The 20949-nt window shown below is 60.3% G+C and carries 23 protein-coding genes; 8 read left to right on the plus strand and 15 right to left on the minus strand.

Annotated features, from left to right (window positions below; translation table 11 throughout):
• Positions 1-129 precede the first annotated feature (129 nt).
• On the minus strand, positions 130-1536 hold the full coding sequence (locus tag PMI29_RS09875; protein ID WP_008000478.1) for a purine-cytosine permease family protein: 1407 nt from the start codon (positions 1534-1536) through the stop codon (positions 130-132).
• Positions 1537-1860: 324 nt separating this feature from the next.
• Here PMI29_RS09875 and PMI29_RS09870 point away from each other — a divergent pair, with 324 nt between their 5' ends.
• The 5 genes from PMI29_RS09870 (at position 1861) to PMI29_RS09850 (ending at position 5995) form a co-directional block, all read left to right on the plus strand.
• The gene (locus PMI29_RS09870; protein WP_008000480.1) at positions 1861-2346 is read left to right on the plus strand and encodes a flavin reductase family protein; all 486 of its coding nucleotides are present in this window, start codon (positions 1861-1863) and stop codon (positions 2344-2346) included.
• Between the two features lie 139 nt (positions 2347-2485).
• Positions 2486-3529, plus strand: coding sequence for an LLM class flavin-dependent oxidoreductase (locus PMI29_RS09865; protein WP_008000482.1), 1044 nt, complete (start codon positions 2486-2488; stop codon positions 3527-3529).
• A gap of 174 nt (positions 3530-3703) precedes the next feature.
• Positions 3704-3856 (plus strand): hypothetical protein, encoded by a 153-nt coding sequence (locus PMI29_RS32310; RefSeq protein ID WP_165824815.1) that lies wholly within the window; start codon positions 3704-3706, stop codon positions 3854-3856.
• Between the two features lie 91 nt (positions 3857-3947).
• On the plus strand, positions 3948-4625 hold the full coding sequence (locus tag PMI29_RS09855) for an isochorismatase family cysteine hydrolase (protein ID WP_008000486.1): 678 nt from the start codon (positions 3948-3950) through the stop codon (positions 4623-4625).
• Positions 4626-4630: 5 nt separating this feature from the next.
• Positions 4631-5995 carry a purine-cytosine permease family protein gene (locus tag PMI29_RS09850; RefSeq protein WP_008000488.1) on the plus strand — a complete coding sequence of 455 codons (1365 nt, stop codon included), beginning with the start codon at positions 4631-4633 and terminating at the stop codon, positions 5993-5995.
• Between the two features lie 183 nt (positions 5996-6178).
• Here the strand turns inward: PMI29_RS09850 and PMI29_RS09845 are convergent, their stop codons facing one another.
• From PMI29_RS09845 to PMI29_RS09830, 4 genes are all read right to left on the minus strand, one after another.
• A complete protein-coding gene (locus PMI29_RS09845; protein ID WP_008000490.1) occupies positions 6179-7525 on the minus strand; it encodes a glutamine synthetase family protein in 1347 nt (448 codons plus the stop codon).
• A gap of 20 nt (positions 7526-7545) precedes the next feature.
• Positions 7546-8100, minus strand: a complete 555-nt coding sequence (locus PMI29_RS09840; RefSeq protein ID WP_008000492.1) for a helix-turn-helix domain-containing protein — start codon at positions 8098-8100, stop codon at positions 7546-7548.
• 25 nt (positions 8101-8125) lie between these two features.
• Positions 8126-9415: an NAD(P)/FAD-dependent oxidoreductase gene (locus PMI29_RS09835; RefSeq protein ID WP_008000494.1), complete on the minus strand. Its 1290-nt coding sequence runs from the start codon at positions 9413-9415 to the stop codon at positions 8126-8128.
• 206 nt (positions 9416-9621) lie between these two features.
• Positions 9622-9957, minus strand: a complete 336-nt coding sequence (locus PMI29_RS09830; RefSeq protein WP_008000497.1) for a hypothetical protein — start codon at positions 9955-9957, stop codon at positions 9622-9624.
• Between the two features lie 269 nt (positions 9958-10226).
• On the opposite strand from PMI29_RS09830, the gene PMI29_RS09825 reads away from it, so the two are divergent.
• Both PMI29_RS09825 and osmE read left to right on the plus strand, forming a co-directional pair.
• Entirely contained in the window at positions 10227-10466 is a 240-nt protein-coding gene (locus PMI29_RS09825) for a hypothetical protein (RefSeq protein WP_008000499.1), read from the plus strand.
• 13 nt (positions 10467-10479) lie between these two features.
• Entirely contained in the window at positions 10480-10830 is a 351-nt protein-coding gene (gene osmE / locus PMI29_RS09820) for an osmotically-inducible lipoprotein OsmE (protein ID WP_008000500.1), read from the plus strand.
• A gap of 150 nt (positions 10831-10980) precedes the next feature.
• On the opposite strand, the gene PMI29_RS32700 is transcribed toward osmE, so the two are convergent.
• From PMI29_RS32700 to PMI29_RS09770, 10 genes are all read right to left on the minus strand, one after another.
• Positions 10981-11181: a hypothetical protein gene (locus PMI29_RS32700; protein WP_008000502.1), complete on the minus strand. Its 201-nt coding sequence runs from the start codon at positions 11179-11181 to the stop codon at positions 10981-10983.
• 117 nt (positions 11182-11298) lie between these two features.
• Positions 11299-11997, minus strand: coding sequence for an alpha/beta hydrolase (locus PMI29_RS09810; RefSeq protein ID WP_008000505.1), 699 nt, complete (start codon positions 11995-11997; stop codon positions 11299-11301).
• Positions 11998-12039: 42 nt separating this feature from the next.
• The gene (locus tag PMI29_RS09805) at positions 12040-12813 is read right to left on the minus strand and encodes a 1,6-dihydroxycyclohexa-2,4-diene-1-carboxylate dehydrogenase (RefSeq protein WP_008000506.1); all 774 of its coding nucleotides are present in this window, start codon (positions 12811-12813) and stop codon (positions 12040-12042) included.
• Between the two features lie 187 nt (positions 12814-13000).
• Entirely contained in the window at positions 13001-14014 is a 1014-nt protein-coding gene (gene benC, locus PMI29_RS09800) for a benzoate 1,2-dioxygenase electron transfer component BenC (RefSeq protein ID WP_008000509.1), read from the minus strand.
• 10 nt (positions 14015-14024) lie between these two features.
• Positions 14025-14513, minus strand: a complete 489-nt coding sequence (gene benB, locus PMI29_RS09795; protein WP_008000511.1) for a benzoate 1,2-dioxygenase small subunit — start codon at positions 14511-14513, stop codon at positions 14025-14027.
• A complete protein-coding gene (benA, locus tag PMI29_RS09790; RefSeq protein WP_008000513.1) occupies positions 14510-15874 on the minus strand; it encodes a benzoate 1,2-dioxygenase large subunit in 1365 nt (454 codons plus the stop codon). Before benA ends, benB begins: the two co-directional genes overlap by 4 nt.
• 286 nt (positions 15875-16160) lie before the next feature.
• Entirely contained in the window at positions 16161-17120 is a 960-nt protein-coding gene (locus PMI29_RS09785; RefSeq protein ID WP_008000514.1) for an AraC family transcriptional regulator, read from the minus strand.
• A 208-nt stretch (positions 17121-17328) separates the two neighbouring features.
• Positions 17329-18258, minus strand: coding sequence for a catechol 1,2-dioxygenase (catA, locus tag PMI29_RS09780; protein WP_008000515.1), 930 nt, complete (start codon positions 18256-18258; stop codon positions 17329-17331).
• 55 nt (positions 18259-18313) lie between these two features.
• Complete coding sequence (gene catC / locus PMI29_RS09775; protein ID WP_008000516.1) at positions 18314-18604, minus strand: muconolactone Delta-isomerase; 291 nt, start codon at positions 18602-18604, stop codon at positions 18314-18316.
• A 10-nt stretch (positions 18605-18614) separates the two neighbouring features.
• Complete coding sequence (locus tag PMI29_RS09770) at positions 18615-19754, minus strand: muconate cycloisomerase family protein (protein WP_162130682.1); 1140 nt, start codon at positions 19752-19754, stop codon at positions 18615-18617.
• A 124-nt stretch (positions 19755-19878) separates the two neighbouring features.
• Here PMI29_RS09770 and PMI29_RS09765 point away from each other — a divergent pair, with 124 nt between their 5' ends.
• Complete coding sequence (locus tag PMI29_RS09765) at positions 19879-20766, plus strand: LysR family transcriptional regulator (protein ID WP_008000518.1); 888 nt, start codon at positions 19879-19881, stop codon at positions 20764-20766.
• Positions 20767-20949 lie beyond the last annotated feature (183 nt).

The raw sequence follows: 20949 nt of genomic DNA on the forward strand, positions 1-20949 counted from the left end.
GATGGTCGTTAACGATGCCGCGTGTTTACTGACTAAACGCAGCGCTCTTAAGTCCATCGCGAGCAAGCTCGCTCCTACAGTGACGGCGGCGTGTCGGGCATTTTCAAACGAACACCAAACGCTTTTGCCTCAGTCGGTGTAGCCGAGCTCTACCGAGCGGCTTTCCTGCGACTGGTTTCGTGTTGCGAGGCAGTAATACAACGGGCACGTCACCACCAGCCCCACCAGCCACGACAAGTCCGCGCCGTCCACCAGGTTGGCGTACGGTCCGACGTACAGCGACGTATTGGCGAACGGCAGCTGCACGATGATGCCGATGAAGTAAGCAATGATCGCGTGCAGGTTGAAGCGACCGTAGATGCCGCCGTCAGCCCGGAAAATCGACGCGATGTCGTAGCGGCCGCGCTTGATCAGGTAGAAGTCGATCAGGTTGATCGACGCCCACGGCACCAGCACCAGCAACAGCGCCAGAATCAGGCCGATGAACTGCGAAATGAAATTCGCCGAGGCACCCAGCGCCACCACGCAGCAACCCGCCAGCACGATGCTCGACAACACAACGCGCACTTTGATGCTGGGCGTCCACTGGCTGGCGAAGGTCTGGATAGAAGTGATGATCGACAGCACCGCGCCATACAGATTCAAGGCGTTGTGGCTGATGATGTTGAGCAGGAACAACACCATCAGGATCGGCCCCAGCCAACCGGTGGACTGCTTGACCGCCGCCATCGCCTCGGTGCCTTCCGGGGTTGCCAGTACTGCAACGGCGCCGAAGGTAAAGGACAGGATCGTGCCCAGGGTCGCACCCAGATAGGTGGCAAAGAACGGCCGGGTAATGCCGATATCCGCCGGCAGGTAGCGCGAGTAGTCCGACACGTACGGCGAGAAGCTGATTTGCCAGATGATGCCCAGCGACACCGTGGCCAGCCAGCCGGACAGGTTGAACCCACCGCGAGTGAAGAAGTCCGCCGGCAAGTCATGGGCGAAGATATAGAGGAAACCGGCGAGCAAGGCACTGCCCATCACCCAGGTGCCGATACGGTTGAGAGTGTGGATGAAACGGTAGCCAATCACGCCGATGGCGGTGGCACTGAGGGCACCGATGAGAATGCTGGCCGGCACCGGAACCGACGGCGCAATGCCGACAATCGATTTGCCTGCCAGCACGATGTTGGAAATGAAGAACCCGATGTAGATCAACGCCGCGAAGAACACGATCAGCAGCGCGCCATAGCGGCCGAACTGACCACGGCTCTGCACCATCTGCGGAATGCCCATGCATGGCCCCTGGGCCGACGCCAGCGCAATCACCACGCCGCCGACCATGTGCCCGAGCGCAATCGCCAGCAAACCCCAGAACAGGTTGAGGTGGAACACCTGGACCACCATCGCGCCGGTGACGATGGGCAGTGGCGCAATGTTGGTGCTGAACCACAGGGTGAAAAGATCGCGGGCCTTCCCGTGGCGCTCTGCGAGTGGAACGTAGTCGACCGTGTGGTTCTCGATCAACGGATCTTGCCGGGACATCTGGGACATGTGCATGAACTCGAGTTTGTCTGTTCTTATCTTTGTATGAAGCCAAACCGGGGGGACTCTTTGGTCGCCCCTCAGATGCCGACCATATTATGGTATTCCAATCTTTAAACAAGACTGATCCGGTCTTTGAACAAGCATCTGAGCCGCCATCCTGCCCGATTCACGCCAAACCTGGCTAGCTGAAAGCCCCGTAATCATTGAGTTTCAGACGAAAGCCGTACGTTTATCGGGTCACCTAAAAAGACCTTGCAATCGATGTATTACGGTATACCATCATACCTACAAACACATAAAAACCGCGTCACACCCGCCGAGGACCGTCCAATGATCGATGCCGCCATCTACAAACAAGTCATGGGTTCGTTCCCGTCCGGAGTGACCGTGATCACCACCCTGGATGACGACGGGCAAATCGTCGGCCTGACTGCCAGCGCCTTCAGCTCGCTGTCGATGGACCCGGCCCTGGTGCTGTTCTGCCCTAACTACAGCTCCGATTCCTACCCGGTCCTGATCAAGAACAAACGCTTCGCCATCCACGTGCTTTCCGGCGGCCAGCAAAACGAAGCCTATGCCTTCGCGCGCAAAGGCAAGGACAAGGCCCAGGGGATCGAGTGGACGTTGAGCGAGTTGGGCAATCCGATTCTGGCCAACGCCACGGCGGTCATCGAATGTGAGCTGTGGCGCGAATATGAAGGCGGTGACCACGCCATCATGGTCGGCGCGGTGAAAAACCTGATCGTGCCCCGGCAGAGCAGCGGGCCACTGGTGTATTGCCACGGCAAGATGGGCGCCCTGCCCGTTCTGGCCTGATCCCTCTGATATCACCGCTCCCACAGAACCCGGGGTTGCCGGCAGAGAAATGTTTTGCAGACATTTCGTATTATGGTATACCAATAACTATCAGGCCCGCAGTCGACAGGCCAACAACAAAAGATCCGAGGTAAGCGTCATGAAGTTTTCCCTGTTCGTACACATGGAACGTTGGGACGAAAGCGTCAGCCACCGCCAGTTGTTCGAAGACCTGACCGAACTGACGCTGATGGCCGAGGCCGGTGGTTTCAGCACCGTGTGGATTGGCGAACACCACTCCATGGAATACACCATCTCGCCAAGCCCGATGCCGCTGCTGGCTTATCTCGCGGGCAAGACCACCACCATTCACCTGGGCGCCGGCACTATCATCGCGCCGTTCTGGCATCCGCTGCGGGTGGCCGGTGAGTGCGCGTTGCTCGACGTGATCAGTAACGGACGCATGGAAGTCGGTTTGGCCCGCGGTGCCTACCAGATCGAGTTCGACCGCATGGCCGGCGGCATGCCGGCGTCCTCCGGCGGCCAGGCGCTGCGGGAAATGGTTCCGGTGGTGCGCGCACTGTGGAACGGTGACTATGCCCATGACGGTGACATCTGGAAATTCCCGACCTCCACCAGCGTGCCCAAGCCGATCCAGCAGCCGAACCCGCCGATGTGGATCGCCGCCCGCGACCCGGACTCGCACAACTTCGCCGTGGCCAACGGCTGCAACGTCATGGTCACGCCGTTGATGAAAGGCGACGAAGAAGTCCTCGACCTGAAGAACAAATTCCAGGCCGCCCTGGACAACAACCCGGACGTGCCGCGCCCGCAACTGATGGTGCTGCGTCATACCCACGTGCACACCGCCGACGATCCGCAAGGCTGGGAAGTCGGGGCCAAGGCGATCTCGAAGTTCTACCGCACCTTCGATGCCTGGTTCGGCAACAAGACCACCCCGGTCAACGGCTTCCTCGCGCCGAGCCCGGAAGAGAAATTCGCCGGTCGCCCCGAGTTCGAACTGGAGAGCCTGCACAAGACCGCCATGATCGGCACCCCGGAAGAAATCATTCCGCGCATCAAGTACTACCAGGAACTGGGGGTCGACGAATTCAGCTTCTGGTGCGATAACAGCCTGCCCCACGCGGAGAAGAAAAAATCCCTGGAGCTGTTTATCAAGCATGTGGTGCCAGCGTTTCGCTGATTGTGCCGCCCTGCGACATCAACTGTAGGAGCGAGCTCGCTCGCGATGGACGCCAACGATAACGCGGGCCATCTGAATGAACGCGTTGTCCAGAGTTTTTCGCGAGCGAGCTCGCTCCTACAGGTACGCATTTGTCCTGTGGGAGCAAGCGCGCCCCCACAAGAGTCGATTCCAATGATCACTGGTCGTCTCCCATCACTCGCCCTTCCCTCCGGCGCCGCGCGGGCTTACCTGCGCGGTGAATGGACCGCTTCGCACCTGCATTTCAAGCGCCTGCGCGCCAGCGTTTCGGCCAAGCAGAACGGCTTCTGGCAAATAGTTCACTGAGCCCACCCGAACAGCCAATCACGCACCCCGCGTCTCGCCATTGCATGGCGCGTACGGTGCATCGTGTTTCGCCTTTGATCAGGTTTGCCCAATGAACAATAACAGCGCGCTGTTGATCATCGACATGCAACAGGAGGACGGTTTCGTCCTCGAAAACTTCGCCACGGTAGTCGCCCATACCGCCGCCCTGCTCGCGACAGCCCGTCGCCAGCGGATGCCTGTCATCTATACCCGCCACATCAATCAGGCCGACGGCAGTGACCTGCCCCCCGGCGAACCCCTGGCTGCCGACGGTGGCCCCGGCAGTTACCGCGCCGGCACCCGGCAAGTGGAAATCATCGAGTCGCTGACGCCGCAATCCGGTGAATTGATCATCGACAAGGGCCGTTACAGCGCCTTTCACCGTACCGACCTAGACACCCGACTCAAGGCATTGGAGGTCGACACACTGATCATCTGTGGCGTGTTGACCGACGTCTGCGTGCTGACCAGCGTGTTCGACGCCTTCGCCCTCGGTTATCAAGTGCGCCTGGTCAGCAATGCCTGCACCACGACCACCCTGGCCGGGCACTACTCGGCGTTGTTGATCATGGCCAACTGGGTCTACTCGCTGGAAATCCTCACGACTGAACAATGCCAGCGCGCCCTGCAACAACTCGATTACGCCAGCCTGATCCCCGAGCGTCCGGACCTGTTTGCCCACCAGCCCCATGAGCTGCCCGGCACCATCGCCCGTCTGCAATCCCGTCTCGTCCGGACTCAGGAGTGATCGTCATGCAAGTCGAAAAAAGAAGCATCGGTTTCATCCCCGAAACCGAACGCCACGGCAAGCCGGGCTCGCTGTTCTATATCTGGTTCGGCGCCAACATGAACATCACCACCATCGCGTCCGGTGTGTTGCCGGTGGTGATGGGGCTCAACCTGTTCTGGAGTGCACTGGCGATCATCATCGGCTCATTGCTGGGGGCGATTTTCATGGCCTCCCACTCGGCACAGGGACCGAAGCTGGGCATTCCGCAAATGATCCAGAGCCGGGCGCAATTCGGCGTGTTGGGGGCGGTATTGCCGCTGCTGTTCGTGATGCTGATTTACCTGGGCTTCTTCGTCAGCAACACCTTGCTCGCGGCCCAGGCGCTGGAGTCCGTCAGCCCGCTGCCGATGTCCGGCAACATCTACCTGATCGGTGCGTTGTGCTTCGTCGTCGCCCTTTATGGCTATCGGTTGATTCACCGCTTGCAGAAGCTGCTGTCGATTCTGTCGCTGGTGGTGTTCGTGGCGGCCACTGTACTCGCCTTGCAGTTGCCGATCCCGGCCGAACAATGGTTGCCGACAGGCTTCTCGTTGTCGAAATTCCTGGTGGCGGTGAGCATTGCCGTGACCTGGCAGCTGTCCTATGCGCCTTACGTTGCCGACTATTCGCGCTACCTGCCGAGCAGCACGCCGACCGCCCAGGTGTTCTGGTACAGCTACGCCGGCACGGTCAGCGGTGGTGCGTGGATGATGATTCTCGGGGCGATTCTCAGCGTCGGCATCGGCGACTTTTCCAGTAACGTCGGCGGGCATGTCGCCGGTTTGTTCGGCGCTGGCGCGGTGCTGCTGTTCGCCTTCATCGTCTACGGCCAGGTGTCGATCAACGTGTTCAACCTGTACGGCGCGTTCATGTCGACCATCACCGTGATCGAACCTTTCGCCCGACTCAAGGTGACACCGCGGGTACGCGGCGTGTTCATGCTGCTGATCAGCCTGGTGGCCACGGCCCTGTGCACCATCAGTCAGGACGACTTCATCAACTTCTTCCTGAACTTCATCTTCTTCATGAGCTACTTCCTGATCCCGTGGACGGCAATCAATCTGGTGGACTACTACTGCCTGCGCAAAGGCGAATACCAAATTGACGACATCTTCGACCTCAACGGGATCTACGGGCGCGTCAACCGGATCGCCTGCGGCAGTTTCCTGCTGGCGATTGCCCTGGAAATTCCGTTCATGAACACCACGCTGTATGTCGGCCCGGTGGCCACGGCGCTGGACGGGGTGGATCTGGCGTGGATCGTCGGGTTGCTGGTGCCGGCGTTGAGTTATTACTGGCTGATGAAGCTCGGCAAGCGTGCGCCGATGATGGAGTCAGCGGCCGACTAAATTCCAGGCAAAAAAAATCCCAGGCAGCTGATGGACGCCTGGGATTTAAAAATGCATAAACCGTGGTGGTGAACGCGGCGCGAATATTACGGAATATTTCACCCTGTAACAAGATATTTTTATTCACTATCCAGTTACTAAACGTTCTAACCCCTTCAATATCCACATATTTTCTAAGGTCGACTAGAGAAACCAGCGATACTCCCGCGCGCTGATGTCATGCAGAAATGCCAGATGATCCTGACGTTTGTTTTCGCAGTAGACGTCCACGAACTCCGCCCCCAAGCCTTCGCGCAGCTGTGAGTGACTTTGCATGGACTGCACCGCTTCGAGCATTTCCAACGGAAAATCGATGCCACTGCTGCGGTCTTCGTTGAGCGGTGCAATCGGCTCGCACTCCCCTTCCAGACCTTGCTCCAACCCCACCAGAATCGCCGCCAGTACCAGATACGGGTTGGCATCGGCGCCTGCCAGGCGATGTTCGATACGCAGGTTTTTGACGTCCGAGTCCGGTATACGCAAGCAGGCATCGCGATCCTCAAAGCCCCAACTGGCGCGGGACGCGACGTTCACGGTGCCGCTCAAGCGACGCATGGCGTTGTGGTTCGGGGCAAAAACCGGCATGCAGTGCGGCAACACATCCAGGCAACCGGCCACCGCATGGCGCAGCGCCCGCTGGCCGTTTGCCGCCAGCAGGTTGTTGCCGGCCTGGTCATACAGGCTGACATGCACGTGCATGCCGCTGCCAGGGTGCTGCAGGTAGGGTTTGGCCATGAAGCTGGCGCGGTAGTTGTGCTTGAGCGCCACGCCCCGGGTGCTGCGGCAGAACAGGGCCGCCCAGTCGGCGGCGCGCAGGCCGTCATCGCAATGGCCGAAGTTGATTTCGAACTGACCCGGGCCGAGCTCGGCGGTGATCACTGTGGCATCGATGCCTTGCGCTCGCGCCGTCTCGACCATTTCATCGAGCACCGGGGCAAATCGCGACAAGCGCTCGATGTGCATGTTCGGCTGATCATCGGCATCGCCAGTCAGCTCGTCACGGGGAAATTGCGGCAAGCCGTCCTTCAAGCGGCTGTCGAACAGGTAGAACTCCAGCTCGAAGGCCACCACCGGGAAAATGCCCTTGCGCTTGAGCCGTTCCAGCACCTGCGCCAACACTTCACGAGGTTCGAATTCGATGGGTTTTTCCGTGCCATCCGAGGTGATCAGCATTTGGCCCAGAGGCTGCTTTTCCCAGGTCACGAGCTTCAACGTGCCAGGCACCAAACGACGGGGCGCATCCGGGTCACCGTCGTTGAAGCAGTAATCACCGATCTTGAACAACCCGCCCTGAGTGCCGAGCAGCACGCAGTTCTGCGGCAGCTTGAGCACACTGCCAGAAGCCACTTTTTCGAGCATCTCGATCGGGTAGCGCTTGCCATAGAAATGCCCTGGAATGTCCAGGGAGATCAGGTCGACGTAACGCACTTCGGGGTTGCAGTGGCGGAAGTTGCGAACCTCGGCCAGCAGATCAGAGCACACGGCATCCATCGTTTTGTTCCTTGTTGTTGTCAGGTGTAAACCCAAAGCACGCGGGTCAGTTGGTCGGACAGGTTGCCGTAGCGGCAGTGCGCATGGCTGGCCAGTTGAAAGCTGTCGCCGGGATGCAGGGTCACCGGTTCGTTGTCGTCGAGCCACAGGGTCAACTCCCCTTCGAGGACGTAACCGCCCTGCTCCGAGCTGTCCTTCATGTGCCGGTCGCCGCTGCTGGCGCCGGGCTCAAGCTGGCTTTCGAGCATCGAGAACGACGCGCGCATTTTTGGCGAAACGAGGATGTCGGTAATGCCATCGGCGTAGTACAGCGTGCGACGCTCGTCCGGGCGGGTGACCCAAGACAACGCCATGGGTTTGGGCAGGCTGTAGAAATAGGTGGTCGGCACCCCCAGGGTTTCGCTGATCGCGGTCAGGTCCGCCACCGTCGGGCGCGACAGGCCGCGCTCGACCTGGGACAGAAAACCGACCGAGCGGCCGATTTTGTCCGCCAGTTCCTTCAGGGTGTACTTTTTGTGTTTGCGCAGGTCCTGGATCAGGATCGCCAGCGCCGAGATTTCTTCTTGCATGTCCATCCAGAGGCTTCCTGAAAGTGTCGCTTCAAATGCTGTCGCGCAGTCGATACCAGGCCTTGCCGATGGCTTCCAGCGGCGCGGCCAGGTATTTTCCACCGGGAAAACTGCCGTTGTTCAGGCCCTGGTACAGGGACAGTTCGTCGGGCTGACCGAGTACCGCGTCGGACACCGCCCGCGCCGCGGCCAGTGTCGGCAGCACGCCATGCCCGGAATACCCCTGCATCCAGTACAGATCGCCCCGCCGCCCGATATCCGGCGTGCGCTTGAGGGTCAGGTCGATGTGTCCGCCCCAGGCAAACTCCAGCCCGACGCCGGTGAGTTGCGGGAACACGCGCTCCAGGAACGGCCGGGTCGCGGCGGCGATGTCCTTGGGCATCCCGCCCAGGTAAGTGCAACCACCGCCGAATAGCAGACGGTTATCCGGGGTGCGCCGGAAATAATCGAGCACGAACTGGTTGTCGGTCACGCACACGTTGCTCGGCAGCAGCGCGGTGGCTTGCTCCTTCGTGAGCGGCGCGGTCGCGACCTGATACGTGCCGACCGGCAACACGCAACTCGCCAGTTGCGGATCGAGTCGATCGAGGTAAGCGTTGCATGCCAGCACCAACACGTCGGCGCGAATACGACCGCGCTCGGTGGTCACCACAAACCCGTCGCCTTCCTCGCCATAGCTCAGCGCCTTGCTTTGCTCGTGGATGCGGCCACCGGCCCGCTCGATTGCATCGGCAAGGCCCAGGGCCAGTTTCAGCGGGTTCAAATGCCCGCCCTCGGGGTCGAACAGGCCGGCCTGATAACGCTCGCTGGCCACCCATTCCGGCAGCTGTTGCCGGGAGATGAATTGCAGTTTGTCGTGGCCCCACTTGTGGCTGGCCTCGTGTTGCCACTCGGTCAGCAGGCCTACCCGACGCGGCATCACCGAAGTCCAGAGATGGCCGGCGCGGTAGTCGCAATCGAACTCATGCCGGCCAGGCAAATCACGCAGTTCTCGTGCCGCCCAGCGCATGCCGTCCCACAGACGCCGCGCCCGCTCATAGCCCAATGCGGCTTCCAGCGGTGGCATGTCGCACGACCAGCCGAGAATCGCCTGCCCGCCATTGCGCCCCGAAGCGGCCCAGGCCACCCGACTGGCCTCGAGCAAGGTCACGCGCTTGCCGGCCAGCGCCAGGCGCAAAGCCGTGTGCAATCCACTGAAACCGGCCCCGATGATCAGCACTTCAGTGTCTTGCTCACCTTCCAGTGCGGCTCGATTGACCAGACGATCGGCGCAGGTATGGGCGTAGTAACTGGCGACATGCCGGGTGGATTGCTGAAACATACGGCCTCATGAAATTTTGTATTTGTAATTTCATGAAAAAATACACTGTAAATTTCACACAGGCAAATGGCGCGCAAAAAAATCCCGCCCAGGAGAACTTGGGCGGGATTATTTGTTCAGACGCGTGCAGTGCATCGGGTCGACACCGAGGATCTGTGCCGCCACGTTATTGCTGGTGTGACGCCCCGATTTTCACTCTCTCGCGCTTACAAGCAGTCGCGCACGATTTTGCGCAGGTCGTCGGATTTGGCCCAAGGTGGCCCCTGATACAGCGAAACCTGGCTGCCATTCTTGTACTTCACGATATCCACCACTTCGTCGGCCGTGATCACACTCGGCGCGGTGATCCGGAATCCGTTGGATATCGAAACCTGGGTAGTATTCGAGACTACCTTTTGCCAGGCAGGCAAAACGCACGCCGCATACTCTTTTGGCGTTTTCTCACTGTGCTTGCTGACATTCGGCTCGCCCGGTACCAGTGACGCCGGCAACGAACACCCGGCCAGCAACGCCAGCACGAATCCCCCCATCAACATCCGCATGTGGCTTCCTTGAATTCGAAAAAAGAAAATGTAGCTTGCCGTCGTCCGCACATCCATCCCCAACGATTCAGCGACTGACATTGATATCGGCTCCCCTCGTTAGTTCCTTAAGTTCAGATAAGCCATCCATCTTTCTTGAGCAGGGCAGCGTACTTTCGCGTTTGCGTTTATTTTCCCGACCAAAGGAAACCCCGCTGATTCAGACGAACACAACATCCGGTCTGGTAAACAGGTCTAAAATTTCGGTGTGCAGTATTCAGGAGGTCATCATGTGGCTTAACGAATCGGAACAGGAACTTCGGCGTGATCTGCAAGGGCTTGCGTCGGATTTGCGTTGGTCGGCCGTGGAGCTTTTGCGCATAGAGCAGCAATTGCGCCTGCTCGGGAACGACATAGACGCGCAAGCCGTTCAGAGACTGTGTTCTTTGTTTCAGGGCGATGAAGAAAAACTGTCCGGCTATGCCGAGGAAGTGAAGGCCAAGGTCATTAGCCGCAACAAGGATCAATAGCGGGAGCGCTGCCATGAACAGGCCTCTATTCACGCTGGTCGTCGCACTGACCGCGTTGGCAGGCTGCAGCACCAACTCGATCTACCAGGACCAGCCGCTGGTCGCGAAAGTCAACACCGGCATGAGCCAGGAGCAAGTCCGGCAAATCGGTGGCCAGCCCCTGGCGGTCACCGATCGCACCGTCGAACCCGGTACGTGCTTTGACTACAAACTGACTCAGGCCGGCCATCAGCAGCCGTACAACGTCAGCTTCGACCGCCGGGGCATGGTCGACCACAAAAGCTTTATGACCTGCGCGGAATGGAGCCACATGCAGCAAAAGGCCCGAGAGCCCTCCCGCCCCAGCGGTGGCGGTGGCTACTAACGCCCTTATGGACTTTGTAGGAGCGAGCTTGCTCGCGATGGTCGCTAACGATAACGCGTGTTTCCTGGCTAAACTCGGCGCGTTTGAGTCCATCGCGAGCGAGCTCGCTCCTACAGGAGATTGCCGTAGAACCGGGGCTTCGGTTGGGCTTCACTTAGCTTGATGGCTGCGCGCAGGCCTGCCGGCACGAGCCCTGTAGCCCGGCAGCGAGGCGGCAAACGCCAGAGCTTCTTCCCGACTGTCAAATGAACCCAGTCGGTCACCCTGGGTACATACCCGCCAGGGCCCATTGCTCACTCTGAGTATGTCATAGCCGTTCATGTGCATTTTGTTCAGAATCGGAACGCTCATAGTCACCTCCTCTTGGGCAGTGATATCAGGTTGGCTTGCTTACCTTACACCCACCCTTCTCCAAAATACCGACCAGACATCGCCATGGAAATTCCCGATTCGGGTTGCACCTGGACCCTAGCCCTTGGCCAACGCCGTCGCTGCCCTGTCGATGAATGCCGCCACTTCGGCGGGCATCGACGCCAATGACGCATGGCTGGCGTTCAAGGTCAGAATCTCCCGGGCGTTGAGTCGCTCGGCCATCCATTGCTGGTTCTGTGGCGCGATCATTCGGTCTGCGGTCGAAATCTGATACCAGGATGGCTTTTTCTTCCAGGCCACCGTGCCAATGGTGTCACCGAAGGTACTCGCCAGCGGCGCTTTCTGGGTGAGGCCCATGACCAACCCTTCGGTCGCCGGCAGATCCTGGCAGAAGCTTTCGTGATAGAGCTCAGGCTTGACCCATAGGTAACCGTCGCTATCTGGCGTCAGGTTAGCCGCTGCCGCAGGCAGATGACGTTGCGTGATGCCGCCGGGACTTTCACCGGCGTCCGGCGCGAACGCGGCGATGTACACCAGCCCGACCACATTCGGCATATCACCCGCTTCAGTGATCACCGCGCCGCCATAGGAGTGCCCCACCAACAGCACCGGACCGGGCACCTGGGCGACCATCTTGCGCGTGCGCTCGGCATCATCAGCCAGCGAAGTCAGCGGTAACTCGACGGCACGTATGCGCGTGTCACCCCGGCTGAGCAATTTGACGATGACCTTGTTCCAATGGGCAGCGCCGCCCCAGAAACCATGGACCAGCACGATCGTGGGTTTGTCACTCATCACCGTGTCTCCGTTTGCCGATGGGGTTGTCTGTCGCTCGCGTCAGCCTTGATCGCCGCCGCCCACGGGCATGACCATGCCGGTGATATAGGACGCTTCGTCGCTGGCCAGAAACAGAATAGCCGCCGCCTGCTCATCCAGGGTGCCGTAGCGTTTCATCAAACTGCTGTCGAGGGTCTGGTCGACGATCTGCTGATACCAGAGTTTTTCCTGCTCACTCTGCTCGGCACCGTTGCGGGGTATGCGTCGCGGCGGTGCTTCGGTGCCGCCAGGAGCGGTGGCGTTGACCCGTACGCCACGACCGGCGGTTTCGAACGCCAGACAAGCGGTCAAGGCATTCACCCCACCCTTTGCCGCACCGTAGGGCACGCGGTTGAGGCTGCGGGTGGCGATGGAGGAGACGTTGACGATCGCCCCGCTGCCCTGTTCCAGCATGAACGGCAGCGCGGCATGGCAACACCACAAGGTCGGGAACAGCGAACGGCGAACCTCGGCCTCGATCTGCGCCGCGTCATAGTGCTCGAACGGCTTGGCCCAGATCGTGCCGCCGACGTTATTGACCAGCACATCGAGACGATCGAAACGCTCGACAGCGGTTTGTATCACTCGACTGCACTCCTCGTATTGCTCAAGGTCGGCGGTCAGGGCCAAAACCTGGGTGGTCGGCGCCAGCTGTTGCTGCACTTCGAACACCAGGTCGGAACGGTCCACCAGGATCAGCTTCGCCCCTTCTGCGGCCATGCGCTCGGCTACCCGCTGCCCGATGCCTTGGGCGGCGCCGGTGATCAGTGCGACTTTTTCGTGAAATCTGTTCATGTGTACCTCATGACGACGGATGCCCATAACCCTGTAGGAGCGAGCTTGCTCGCGAAGCTCTTCTGAGCGCCGCGTCTATTCAGAAAACACGCGTTATCGTTAACGACCATCGCGAGCAAGCTCGCTCCTACAGGGGATTTTTTGCCGAGGGCGGTATTCGAGTACGCCCTCGCTATCACTTCGCGATTTACGCCGCGCTGGCGGCGAATTTCTCAAAGTAGAAGTTCGCAGGCGCAATGCCTTGCTCGCGAATGAACTGGCTGACCGCCTCGACCATCGGCGGCGGGCCGCACAGGTAGACGTCGACGTCGCCATCGTTCAAATGTTTTGGCTCGATGTGCTGGGTCACGTAGCCCTTGAGCGGGTGTTGGCTCTCGGGGCTGGCGACGCAAGCGCTGAAGGTGAAGTTGGGAATGCGCGCAGCGAAGGCTTCGAGGCGGTCGATTTCCACCAGGTCGAAATCGTGGGTCACGCCGTAGATCAAATGCAGCGGATGATCACTGCCCTGCTCGGCGATCTTCTCCAGCATCGCGGTGAACGGCGCCAGCCCGGTGCCACCGGCCAGCAGCAACAGCGGCCGACGGATGTCGCGCAGGTAGAAACTGCCCAACGGCCCGGCCAGGCTCATGCTGTCGCCGGCCTTGGCCATGCCGGTCAGGAAACTGCTCATCAAGCCGCCCGGCACGTTGCGGATCAGGAAACTGACCTCGCCGTCACGCTGCAACGAGCTGAACGAGTAGGCACGGGTCTGCTCACTGCCGGGAATCCCCAGGTTCACGTATTGCCCCGGCAGGAACGCCAGTTTGCTCAGGGCTTCGCCCTTGATCGACAACGCGATGGTGCTATCGGACAGTTGGCGCACGGCGCTGATGGTCGCGTCATAACTGGCCTGGCGGGTACGGCAGACTTCCGAGGACGTCGGCACCCGCACCACGCAGTCGCTGCGGGCGCGCATTTGGCAGGTCAGGACAAAACCCTGCTCGGCCTCTTCTGGGCTGAGGGCGTCTTCGATGTACTCCTCGCCCAGATCATAAGTGCCGGCTTCGGCAAAACACTTGCAGGTGCCGCAGGCGCCGTCGCGGCAGTCCAGCGGAATATTGATGCCCTGGCGGTACGCGGCATCGGCCACGGTTTCGCCGGCATTGGCGTCGATGAACCGGGTGACGCCGTCTTCGAAATTGAATGCAATGGAATGGGTCATGACGGCCGCCTCACAGGTGGTAAACATCGATGACCTGACGAACATAGTCGTTCTTCAGGATCACTTTCTTGGCCAGGATCAGCGGGTTTTCACCGCGCACGTCGAGGGTATAGAAACTGCTGCCGAAATAGCTGTCGACGGTCTTGTAGCGAAAGCTCAGGGTGTGCCAGTTGAAGCGCACCTTGCACAAACCGTCGGCCTGTTCGAGCAGCTCGATGTTGCTGATGTTGTGGGAGGTACGGGTGTCCGGCACGCTGGCGCTGGAGCGCTCGGTCTTGATGCGGAAGACGCGGTCTTCCAGGCCAGTGCGGTTGCCGTACCAGATCAACGAGATTTCCCGTTGTGGATCTTCGGTCAACTCGTCGTTGTCGTCCCACGATGGCATCCAGAACGTCGCATTCGGTGCGTACAGTTCCAGCCACTCGTCCCACTGGCGGTCGTCGAGGTAGCGCGCTTCGCGGTAGAGAAAATCGCGCACGGTGTCAAAGGATATGGTCATTGCACGTCCTCCACGGCGATCAGTTTCGACTGCTCGGCGGCAAGGGCCTTGAGCATGGTCTGCTGCCAGTACTTGTGTTGCAGCACGAACAGGCCTTCGTCTTCGGTGCGCACGCCACTGAGCAGCGGATGCAGATCGATTTCCCTGGCCGCCTCGTCGGCGCCTTCGATCCAGTGCTCGGCACCGCGGGACATGTCGTTCCAGGTGGTGACGCTGCCCTGGTAACTGGTCTGGCAGGAGCGGAACTCTTCCAGATCGTCCGGCGTGGCCATGCCGCTGACGTTGAAGAAGTCCTCGTACTGACGAATCCGGCTGGAACGCGCGTGGTCGCTTTCGCCTTTGGGGGCGATGCAGTAGATGGTGATCTCCGTGCGGTTGACCGAGATCGGCCGGGCGATGCGGATCTGCGAGCTGAACTGGTCCATCAGGTACACGTTGGGGTACAGGCACAGGTTGCGCGAATTCTCGATCATCCAGTCGGCGCGGGCCTTGCCGAAATCCTGCGCCAGCTCATCGCGACGCTCGTACAGCGGACGGTCCTCGGGGTTGGCCCAACGGGTCCAGAGCAGCATGTGGCCCTTGTCGAAGGAATAGAAACCACCGCCCTGCTTGGCCCAGCTGCCGGCGCTCATGGTCGGGTTGCTGTCGCCGGCCTCGCGTTGCTTGCGCTGGTTCTGGGTGGCGGCATAGTTCCAGTGCACGGAGCTGACGTGGTAGCCATCGGCGCCGTTTTCGGCGGTGAGCTTCCAGTTGCCTTCGTAGATGTAGCTCGACGAACCGCGCAGCACTTCCAGGCCATCGGGGGACTGGTCGACGATCATGTCGATGATCTTCGCCGACTCGCCAAGGTGCTCGACCAGCGGCAGCACATCGGCTTTCAGGCTGCCGAACAGGAAGCCGCGATAAGACTCGAAACGCGCCACGCGGGTCAGGTCGTGGGAGCCTTCGCAGTTGAAGCTCGCAGGATAACCGGCGTTGGCCGGATCCTTGACCTTGAGCAGCTTGCCGGAGTTGTTGAAGGTCCAGCCGTGGAACGGGCAGGTGTAGGAGCTCTTGTTGCCGGATTTGTGCCGGCACAGGGTCGCACCGCGGTGGCTGCAGGCGTTGATGAAGGCGTTGAGCACACCGTCCTTGTTGCGCGCGATGAAGATCGACTGGCGCCCCATGGTGGTGGTGTAGAAATCGTTGATGTTGGGGATCTGGCTTTCGTGGGCCAGGTACAGCCAGTTGCCTTCGAAGATGTGTTCCATCTCCAGATCGAACAACCGCGGGTCGGTGAACATCTCGCGCTTGCAGCGATAGAGGCCTTGCTCGGGATCGTCTTCAAGCAGGGAATGCAAATATTCGGGTCGCAGGGTCATGGCCACCGCCTCCATTGTTATTGTTCAGGCAGGGCCATGCTAGGACGGGGGGGCAGACTGGAATATCCGCGGGGTGCAGACCTTTATCCGTTTTGTGCAGGGGGGATTGGCAGAAGCCGGCTTGGAGAAATACCTGTCCGGTACTACACAGAACCTGTGGGAGCGGGCTTGCCCGCGAAGAGGCCGTGTCAGTCGACGTTTATCTTGCCTGACACACCGCCTTCGCGGGCAAGCCCGCTCCCACAGGGTTTCGAGGCGTTTGCGCAAATCGTATGAAGTCCCCCGGTCAATGCCGGCGTTTGAGGGTGTCCGACGGCAATTCGCCGAACTGCTTGCGGTAGCTGTCGGAGAACCGGCCCAGGTGCAGGAAGCCGTAGTCCATCGCCACTTCCGTGACGTTGCGCACGTTGCAGGTCGGGTCGCTGAGGCAGGCGTTGATGCGCTCCAGGCGTTTCTGGCGCAGGTAGTTTTTCGGCGTAAGGCCGGCATTGCGCTCGAACAGGCCATACAGCGAGCGCAGGCTCATGTGGGCCTGGCGCGCCAGCTCTTCGCTGTCGATGTCCTGCTTGAGGTTATTGGCGATGTAATCGGCAATCGCTTCGAACGTGGCCGTCTGCGAGCCCGGTTCGAGGCGGCAGACATTGGTTTTCATCAGGCTCAGCATCTTGCTGGCGATGATCTGCGCGTAATGCTCCTGCACTCTGGGGATCTGCTCGCTGGCCTCGGCCTCCTGGCAAATCATCGCCAGCAGGTTGACGAAACCTTCCAGCTCGCCCAGTTGATAGCGGTTCTCCAGGAACCGCACGCCCTGCCCCGGATACTGCCAGCGCTGCTCATCGCAAACGGACTCGAACAACCGGGTGGGAATCTTCAGGATGAATTTTTCGCAATCGTTGGAGTACGTCAGGTCCACCGGATCATCGGGATTGATCAACAGCAGCTCGCCGGGGGCGAAGTAATGCTCCTGACCATGCCCGCGCCACAGGCAATTGCCGCGCAGTAACACTTGCAGGTGATAGATGTTCTCCAGTGCGCCCGACGTCACCCGCACGCTGGCGCCGTAGCTGATGCGGCACAGGTCGAGGCTGGCGAATTTGCGGTGGTCGAGACTGGCCAGCGGCCGTCCCGCACGGGGCATGAGGATGCAATGGTTGCCGACATGCTGATTGACGTAGCCCGACACCGCGTAAGGGTCGGCGTGGTCGAATACTCTGCTGCGCTGACTCAACAGTTGAGCTTGCATCATCGGGTCACTCTGATTGTTGTTATGAGTTGCGTCGGTTCATTCTAGAACAGTGTGCCAGGCGTTTGAGGTATTTCCGGCGAGTTGCACGAACACATTGTAGGAGCGAGCTTGCTCGCGATGGACTTGAGAACGCCGCGTTTAGCCAGTAAACACGCGTTATCGTTGACGACCATCGCGAGCGAGCTCGCTCCTACAAGGGGCTGTGCTATCAGTCTTCCAGTGCGCGGACCCGCTCGTGGCGCTGTTGCTCCTCAGGCTGGGCAGACGGCTGCAAGGTGAAGTCGAAGTCGATTTCGGCAAAACGTCCGCTCACACCATGGGCCGCCGCACGCTGCTGATCGTCGCTGAAGGTGATCTTCGCAATCAGTTCGTCGCGGGTGGCGTAGGCGAAATCGTCGTGCAGGTATTGATCGCCGTCGAGGTTGATCTGGGTGGTCAGGTGGCGGTGATCCGGCGCGGAAATGAAGAAGTGCACGTGCGCCGGACGCTGGCCATGACGACCCAGTTGATCGAGCAGTTGCTGGGTCGGACCATCCGGCGGGCAGCCATAACCCGACGGCACGATGCTACGGAAACGATAGCGGCCTTCGGCGTCGGTAACGATACGGCGACGCAGGTTGAACTCCGACTGCGTGGTATCGAAGTACGAGTAGGTACCACCGGTATTGGCATGCCAGACGTCCACCACGGCGCCGGCCAGGGGTTCACCGGCGGTGTTGAACACGCGGCCTTGCATGAACAGGGTCACGCCCGGATCGACGCCGTCATCCAGGCGCGCCTCGCCCTCGGACAATGGCGCACCGGCTACGTACAGCGGGCCTTCGATGGTGCGCGGTGTGCCGCCGGATTTGCCGGCCTGCTCGTCTTCGGCGTCCATCAGCAGGTCGAGGTAATGCTCCAGGCCAATACCGGCCACCAGCAACCCGGCTTCCTGGCGCGCGCCCAGTACGTTGAGGTAGTTGACGGCTTTCCAGAACTCTTCCGGGGTCACGGCCAGGTCTTCGATGATGTTCACCGAATCACGCAGGATGCGGTAGACCAGTGCCTTGGTCCGTGGGTTGCCGGCGTCGTTGAGCAGGCCGCTGGCTTCTTCGAGAAACTTCTGGACTTCGGCAGTGTGGGAAATCTTGACGTTCATTTTGCTGGGTTCCTCATCTTGTAATTATTAGCGTAGCGCGCTGAACAGGCTGGGCTCAGCGGTCATCGTCACGGATGGAAGAAGGATGCCGGCACATCGCGTCGATCTCGATGGCCATGTACGGAAACAGTGGCAATTGCATCAGCAGGTCATGCAGCTCCTGAACGCTGTCGACATCGAACACGCTGTAGTTGGCGTAGTGCCCGGCGATGCGCCACAGGTGACGCCACTTGCCCTGCTCTTGCAGGCGCTGGGCCAGGGCTTTTTCGTCAGCCTTGAGTGTGGCGGCCGCTTGCGGATTCATGTCGACCGGCAGGTTCACGGTCATTTTTACGTGGAACAGCATAATGCTCTCCTCAGGCTTGATGAATGGTCTTGTCGCGGCGGAAGAACGCCAGGCGCTCTTCATCCAGGCTCAGGCCCAGGCCCGGCGTTTTCGGCACATGCAGTTCAAAATCGCGATACACCAGCGGTTCGCTGAGAATGTCTTCGGTCAGTAGCAGCGGGCCGAACAGTTCGGTGTCCCACGCCAGTTTGTTCAGGGTGACGAAGGCATGGGCCGAGGCCATGGTGCCCAGGCCACCTTCCAGCATGGTGCCGCCGTACAGGGCGATACCGGCCGCTTCGGCGATGGAGGCTGTGCGCAATACAGCGCGTGGGCCACCGTTCTTGGCAATCTTCAGGGCGAACACCGAAGCCGCGCCTTCGCGGGCCAGGTTGAACGCATCTTCCACGCACTCGATGGATTCGTCGGCCATGATCGGCGCCGGGCTCATGGCGTTGAGGCGAGCCATGCCGGCGCGGTTGTTGCGCGAGATTGGTTGTTCGATCAGGTCGATGCCGTTGGTTCCCAGAATCCGGCAAGCCCGCAGTGCCACCGCTTCGTCCCAGGCCTGATTGACGTCGACCCGCACGCTGGCGCGGTCACCCAGGGCTTTCTTGATCGCAATCACATGGGCCAGGTCGCGGTTGACCTCACCGGCGCCGATCTTCAGTTTGAAGATGCGATGGCGACGCAGGTCGAGCATTTTTTCCGCTTCAGCGATGTCCTTCTCGGTGTCGCCACTGGCCAGGGTCCAGGCCACCGGCAGCGCATCGCGAACACGACCGCCAAGCAATTCGCTGACCGGCAGGCCCAGGCGTTTGCCCTGGGCGTCGAGCAGCGCGGTTTCGATACCGGATTTGGCAAAGGTATTGCCACGAATACTGCGTTCCAGGCGCAACATGGCGGCGTTGACGTTGCTGCTGTCCTGGCCGATCAACAGCGGTGCGAAGTGCGTGTCGATGTTGGTCTTGATGCTGTCCGGGCTTTCATTGCCGTAGGCCAGGCCACCGATGGTGGTGGACTCGCCGATGCCTTCGATACCGTCGGCGCAACGCACGCGGATGATCACCAGGGTCTGGTTCTGCATGGTGTGCATGGCCAGCTTGTGCGGGCGGATGGTCGGCAGATCGACGATGATCGTCTCGATCGACTCAATGGCTGTTGCAAGCATTTCGATACCCGTCAGGTTCTTGAAGTTCTGGAATCGATTCTCGTACGGCTTTTTTCCTGAAGCCAATATAGAATTGGTCTGATTTGATACCTTAAAGGTATGCAACTGATTGACTGGAGGCTCCATGGAACTGCGGCACCTGCGTTACTTCCAGGTATTGGCTCAGACCCTCAATTTCACCCGCGCAGCCGAATTGCTGCACATCGCCCAACCGCCCTTGAGCCGGCAGATCCAGCAACTGGAGGATGAACTGGGGGTGATGTTGCTGGAGCGCGGCCGACCGCTGAAGCTGACCGACGCCGGGCGTTTTTTCCATGAGCACTCCACCGCCCTGCTCGAACAACTGAACAAGGTCTGCGACAACACCCGGCGTATCGGGCTCGGTGAGAAAACCTGGCTGGGTATCGGTTTTGCGCCGTCGACCTTGTATGGCGTGCTGCCGGAACTGATCCGCCGGTTACGCAGCGGCGAGCCGCTGGAGCTGGAGCTGGGGCTGTCGGAAATGACCACCTTGCAGCAGGTGCAGGCGCTCAAGGCCGGACGCATCGACATCGGCTTCGGCCGCATCCGCATTGACGACCCCGCTATCGTCCAGACCGTGCTGACCGAAGACCGCCTGGTCGCCGCCCTGCCCGCCGGCCACCCGTTGCTCGCCGGCCCCATCAGCCTGCGGGAACTGGCGAAGGAACCCTTTGTGCTGTACCCCGGCAATCCACGGCCGAGTTACGCCGACCATGTGATTGCCCTGTTCGAATCCTACGGCGTGAGCATCCATGTCGCGCAATGGACGAACGAACTGCAAACGGCGATCGGTCTGGTGGGGGCAGGAATCGGAGTCACGCTGGTACCGGCCTCGGTGCAATTGCTGCACCGCGATGACATCGGCTTCACCCCGCTGCTGGAAGACAACGCCACCTCGCCGATCATACTCAGCCGACGAGTGGGCGATGTGTCGCCGGGGTTGAACCATTGTTTGCGGATGATTGATGAGCTGCTGCCGCCAGAGCCGTAAGGTAATGATGACCTGTGGCGAGGGGGCTTGTCGGATCGCCGCACCGCCCCGTTGGGGCGCGAAGCGGCCCTGAAAGCTATCGCCCGGTTTTTTGTATGAAAGCTGAAATTTATAGGGCCGCTACGCAGCCCAACGGGGGCAAGCCCCCTCGCCACAGGTCAGTGTTTACCCTGCCAGCAATGA

This window comes from Pseudomonas sp. GM49 (genome assembly GCF_000282355.1).
In the GTDB taxonomy this organism is placed as follows: domain Bacteria; phylum Pseudomonadota; class Gammaproteobacteria; order Pseudomonadales; family Pseudomonadaceae; genus Aquipseudomonas.

Excerpts from the sequence above, each read along its gene's own strand:
- PMI29_RS09825 (WP_008000499.1), top strand. The coding sequence starts at position 10,227 with ATGTGGCTTAACGAATCGGAACAGGAACTTCGGCGTGATCTGCAAGGG.
- catA (WP_008000515.1), bottom strand. The coding sequence starts at position 18,258 with ATGAACGTCAAGATTTCCCACACTGCCGAAGTCCAGAAGTTTCTCGAA.
- PMI29_RS09855 (WP_008000486.1), top strand. The coding sequence starts at position 3,948 with ATGAACAATAACAGCGCGCTGTTGATCATCGACATGCAACAGGAGGAC.
- PMI29_RS32310 (WP_165824815.1), top strand. The coding sequence starts at position 3,704 with ATGATCACTGGTCGTCTCCCATCACTCGCCCTTCCCTCCGGCGCCGCG.
- PMI29_RS09875 (WP_008000478.1), bottom strand. The coding sequence starts at position 1,536 with ATGTCCCAGATGTCCCGGCAAGATCCGTTGATCGAGAACCACACGGTC.
- benB (WP_008000511.1), bottom strand. The coding sequence starts at position 14,513 with ATGACCATATCCTTTGACACCGTGCGCGATTTTCTCTACCGCGAAGCG.
- PMI29_RS09865 (WP_008000482.1), top strand. The coding sequence starts at position 2,486 with ATGAAGTTTTCCCTGTTCGTACACATGGAACGTTGGGACGAAAGCGTC.
- PMI29_RS09770 (WP_162130682.1), bottom strand. The coding sequence starts at position 19,754 with ATGCTTGCAACAGCCATTGAGTCGATCGAGACGATCATCGTCGATCTG.
- PMI29_RS32700 (WP_008000502.1), bottom strand. The coding sequence starts at position 11,181 with ATGAGCGTTCCGATTCTGAACAAAATGCACATGAACGGCTATGACATA.
- PMI29_RS09835 (WP_008000494.1), bottom strand. The coding sequence starts at position 9,415 with ATGTTTCAGCAATCCACCCGGCATGTCGCCAGTTACTACGCCCATACC.
- benC (WP_008000509.1), bottom strand. The coding sequence starts at position 14,014 with ATGACCCATTCCATTGCATTCAATTTCGAAGACGGCGTCACCCGGTTC.
- PMI29_RS09840 (WP_008000492.1), bottom strand. The coding sequence starts at position 8,100 with ATGGACATGCAAGAAGAAATCTCGGCGCTGGCGATCCTGATCCAGGAC.
- PMI29_RS09810 (WP_008000505.1), bottom strand. The coding sequence starts at position 11,997 with ATGAGTGACAAACCCACGATCGTGCTGGTCCATGGTTTCTGGGGCGGC.
- PMI29_RS09850 (WP_008000488.1), top strand. The coding sequence starts at position 4,631 with ATGCAAGTCGAAAAAAGAAGCATCGGTTTCATCCCCGAAACCGAACGC.
- PMI29_RS09830 (WP_008000497.1), bottom strand. The coding sequence starts at position 9,957 with ATGCGGATGTTGATGGGGGGATTCGTGCTGGCGTTGCTGGCCGGGTGT.
- PMI29_RS09765 (WP_008000518.1), top strand. The coding sequence starts at position 19,879 with ATGGAACTGCGGCACCTGCGTTACTTCCAGGTATTGGCTCAGACCCTC.
- PMI29_RS09805 (WP_008000506.1), bottom strand. The coding sequence starts at position 12,813 with ATGAACAGATTTCACGAAAAAGTCGCACTGATCACCGGCGCCGCCCAA.
- osmE (WP_008000500.1), top strand. The coding sequence starts at position 10,480 with ATGAACAGGCCTCTATTCACGCTGGTCGTCGCACTGACCGCGTTGGCA.
- PMI29_RS09785 (WP_008000514.1), bottom strand. The coding sequence starts at position 17,120 with ATGATGCAAGCTCAACTGTTGAGTCAGCGCAGCAGAGTATTCGACCAC.
- PMI29_RS09870 (WP_008000480.1), top strand. The coding sequence starts at position 1,861 with ATGATCGATGCCGCCATCTACAAACAAGTCATGGGTTCGTTCCCGTCC.
- catC (WP_008000516.1), bottom strand. The coding sequence starts at position 18,604 with ATGCTGTTCCACGTAAAAATGACCGTGAACCTGCCGGTCGACATGAAT.
- PMI29_RS09845 (WP_008000490.1), bottom strand. The coding sequence starts at position 7,525 with ATGGATGCCGTGTGCTCTGATCTGCTGGCCGAGGTTCGCAACTTCCGC.
- benA (WP_008000513.1), bottom strand. The coding sequence starts at position 15,874 with ATGACCCTGCGACCCGAATATTTGCATTCCCTGCTTGAAGACGATCCC.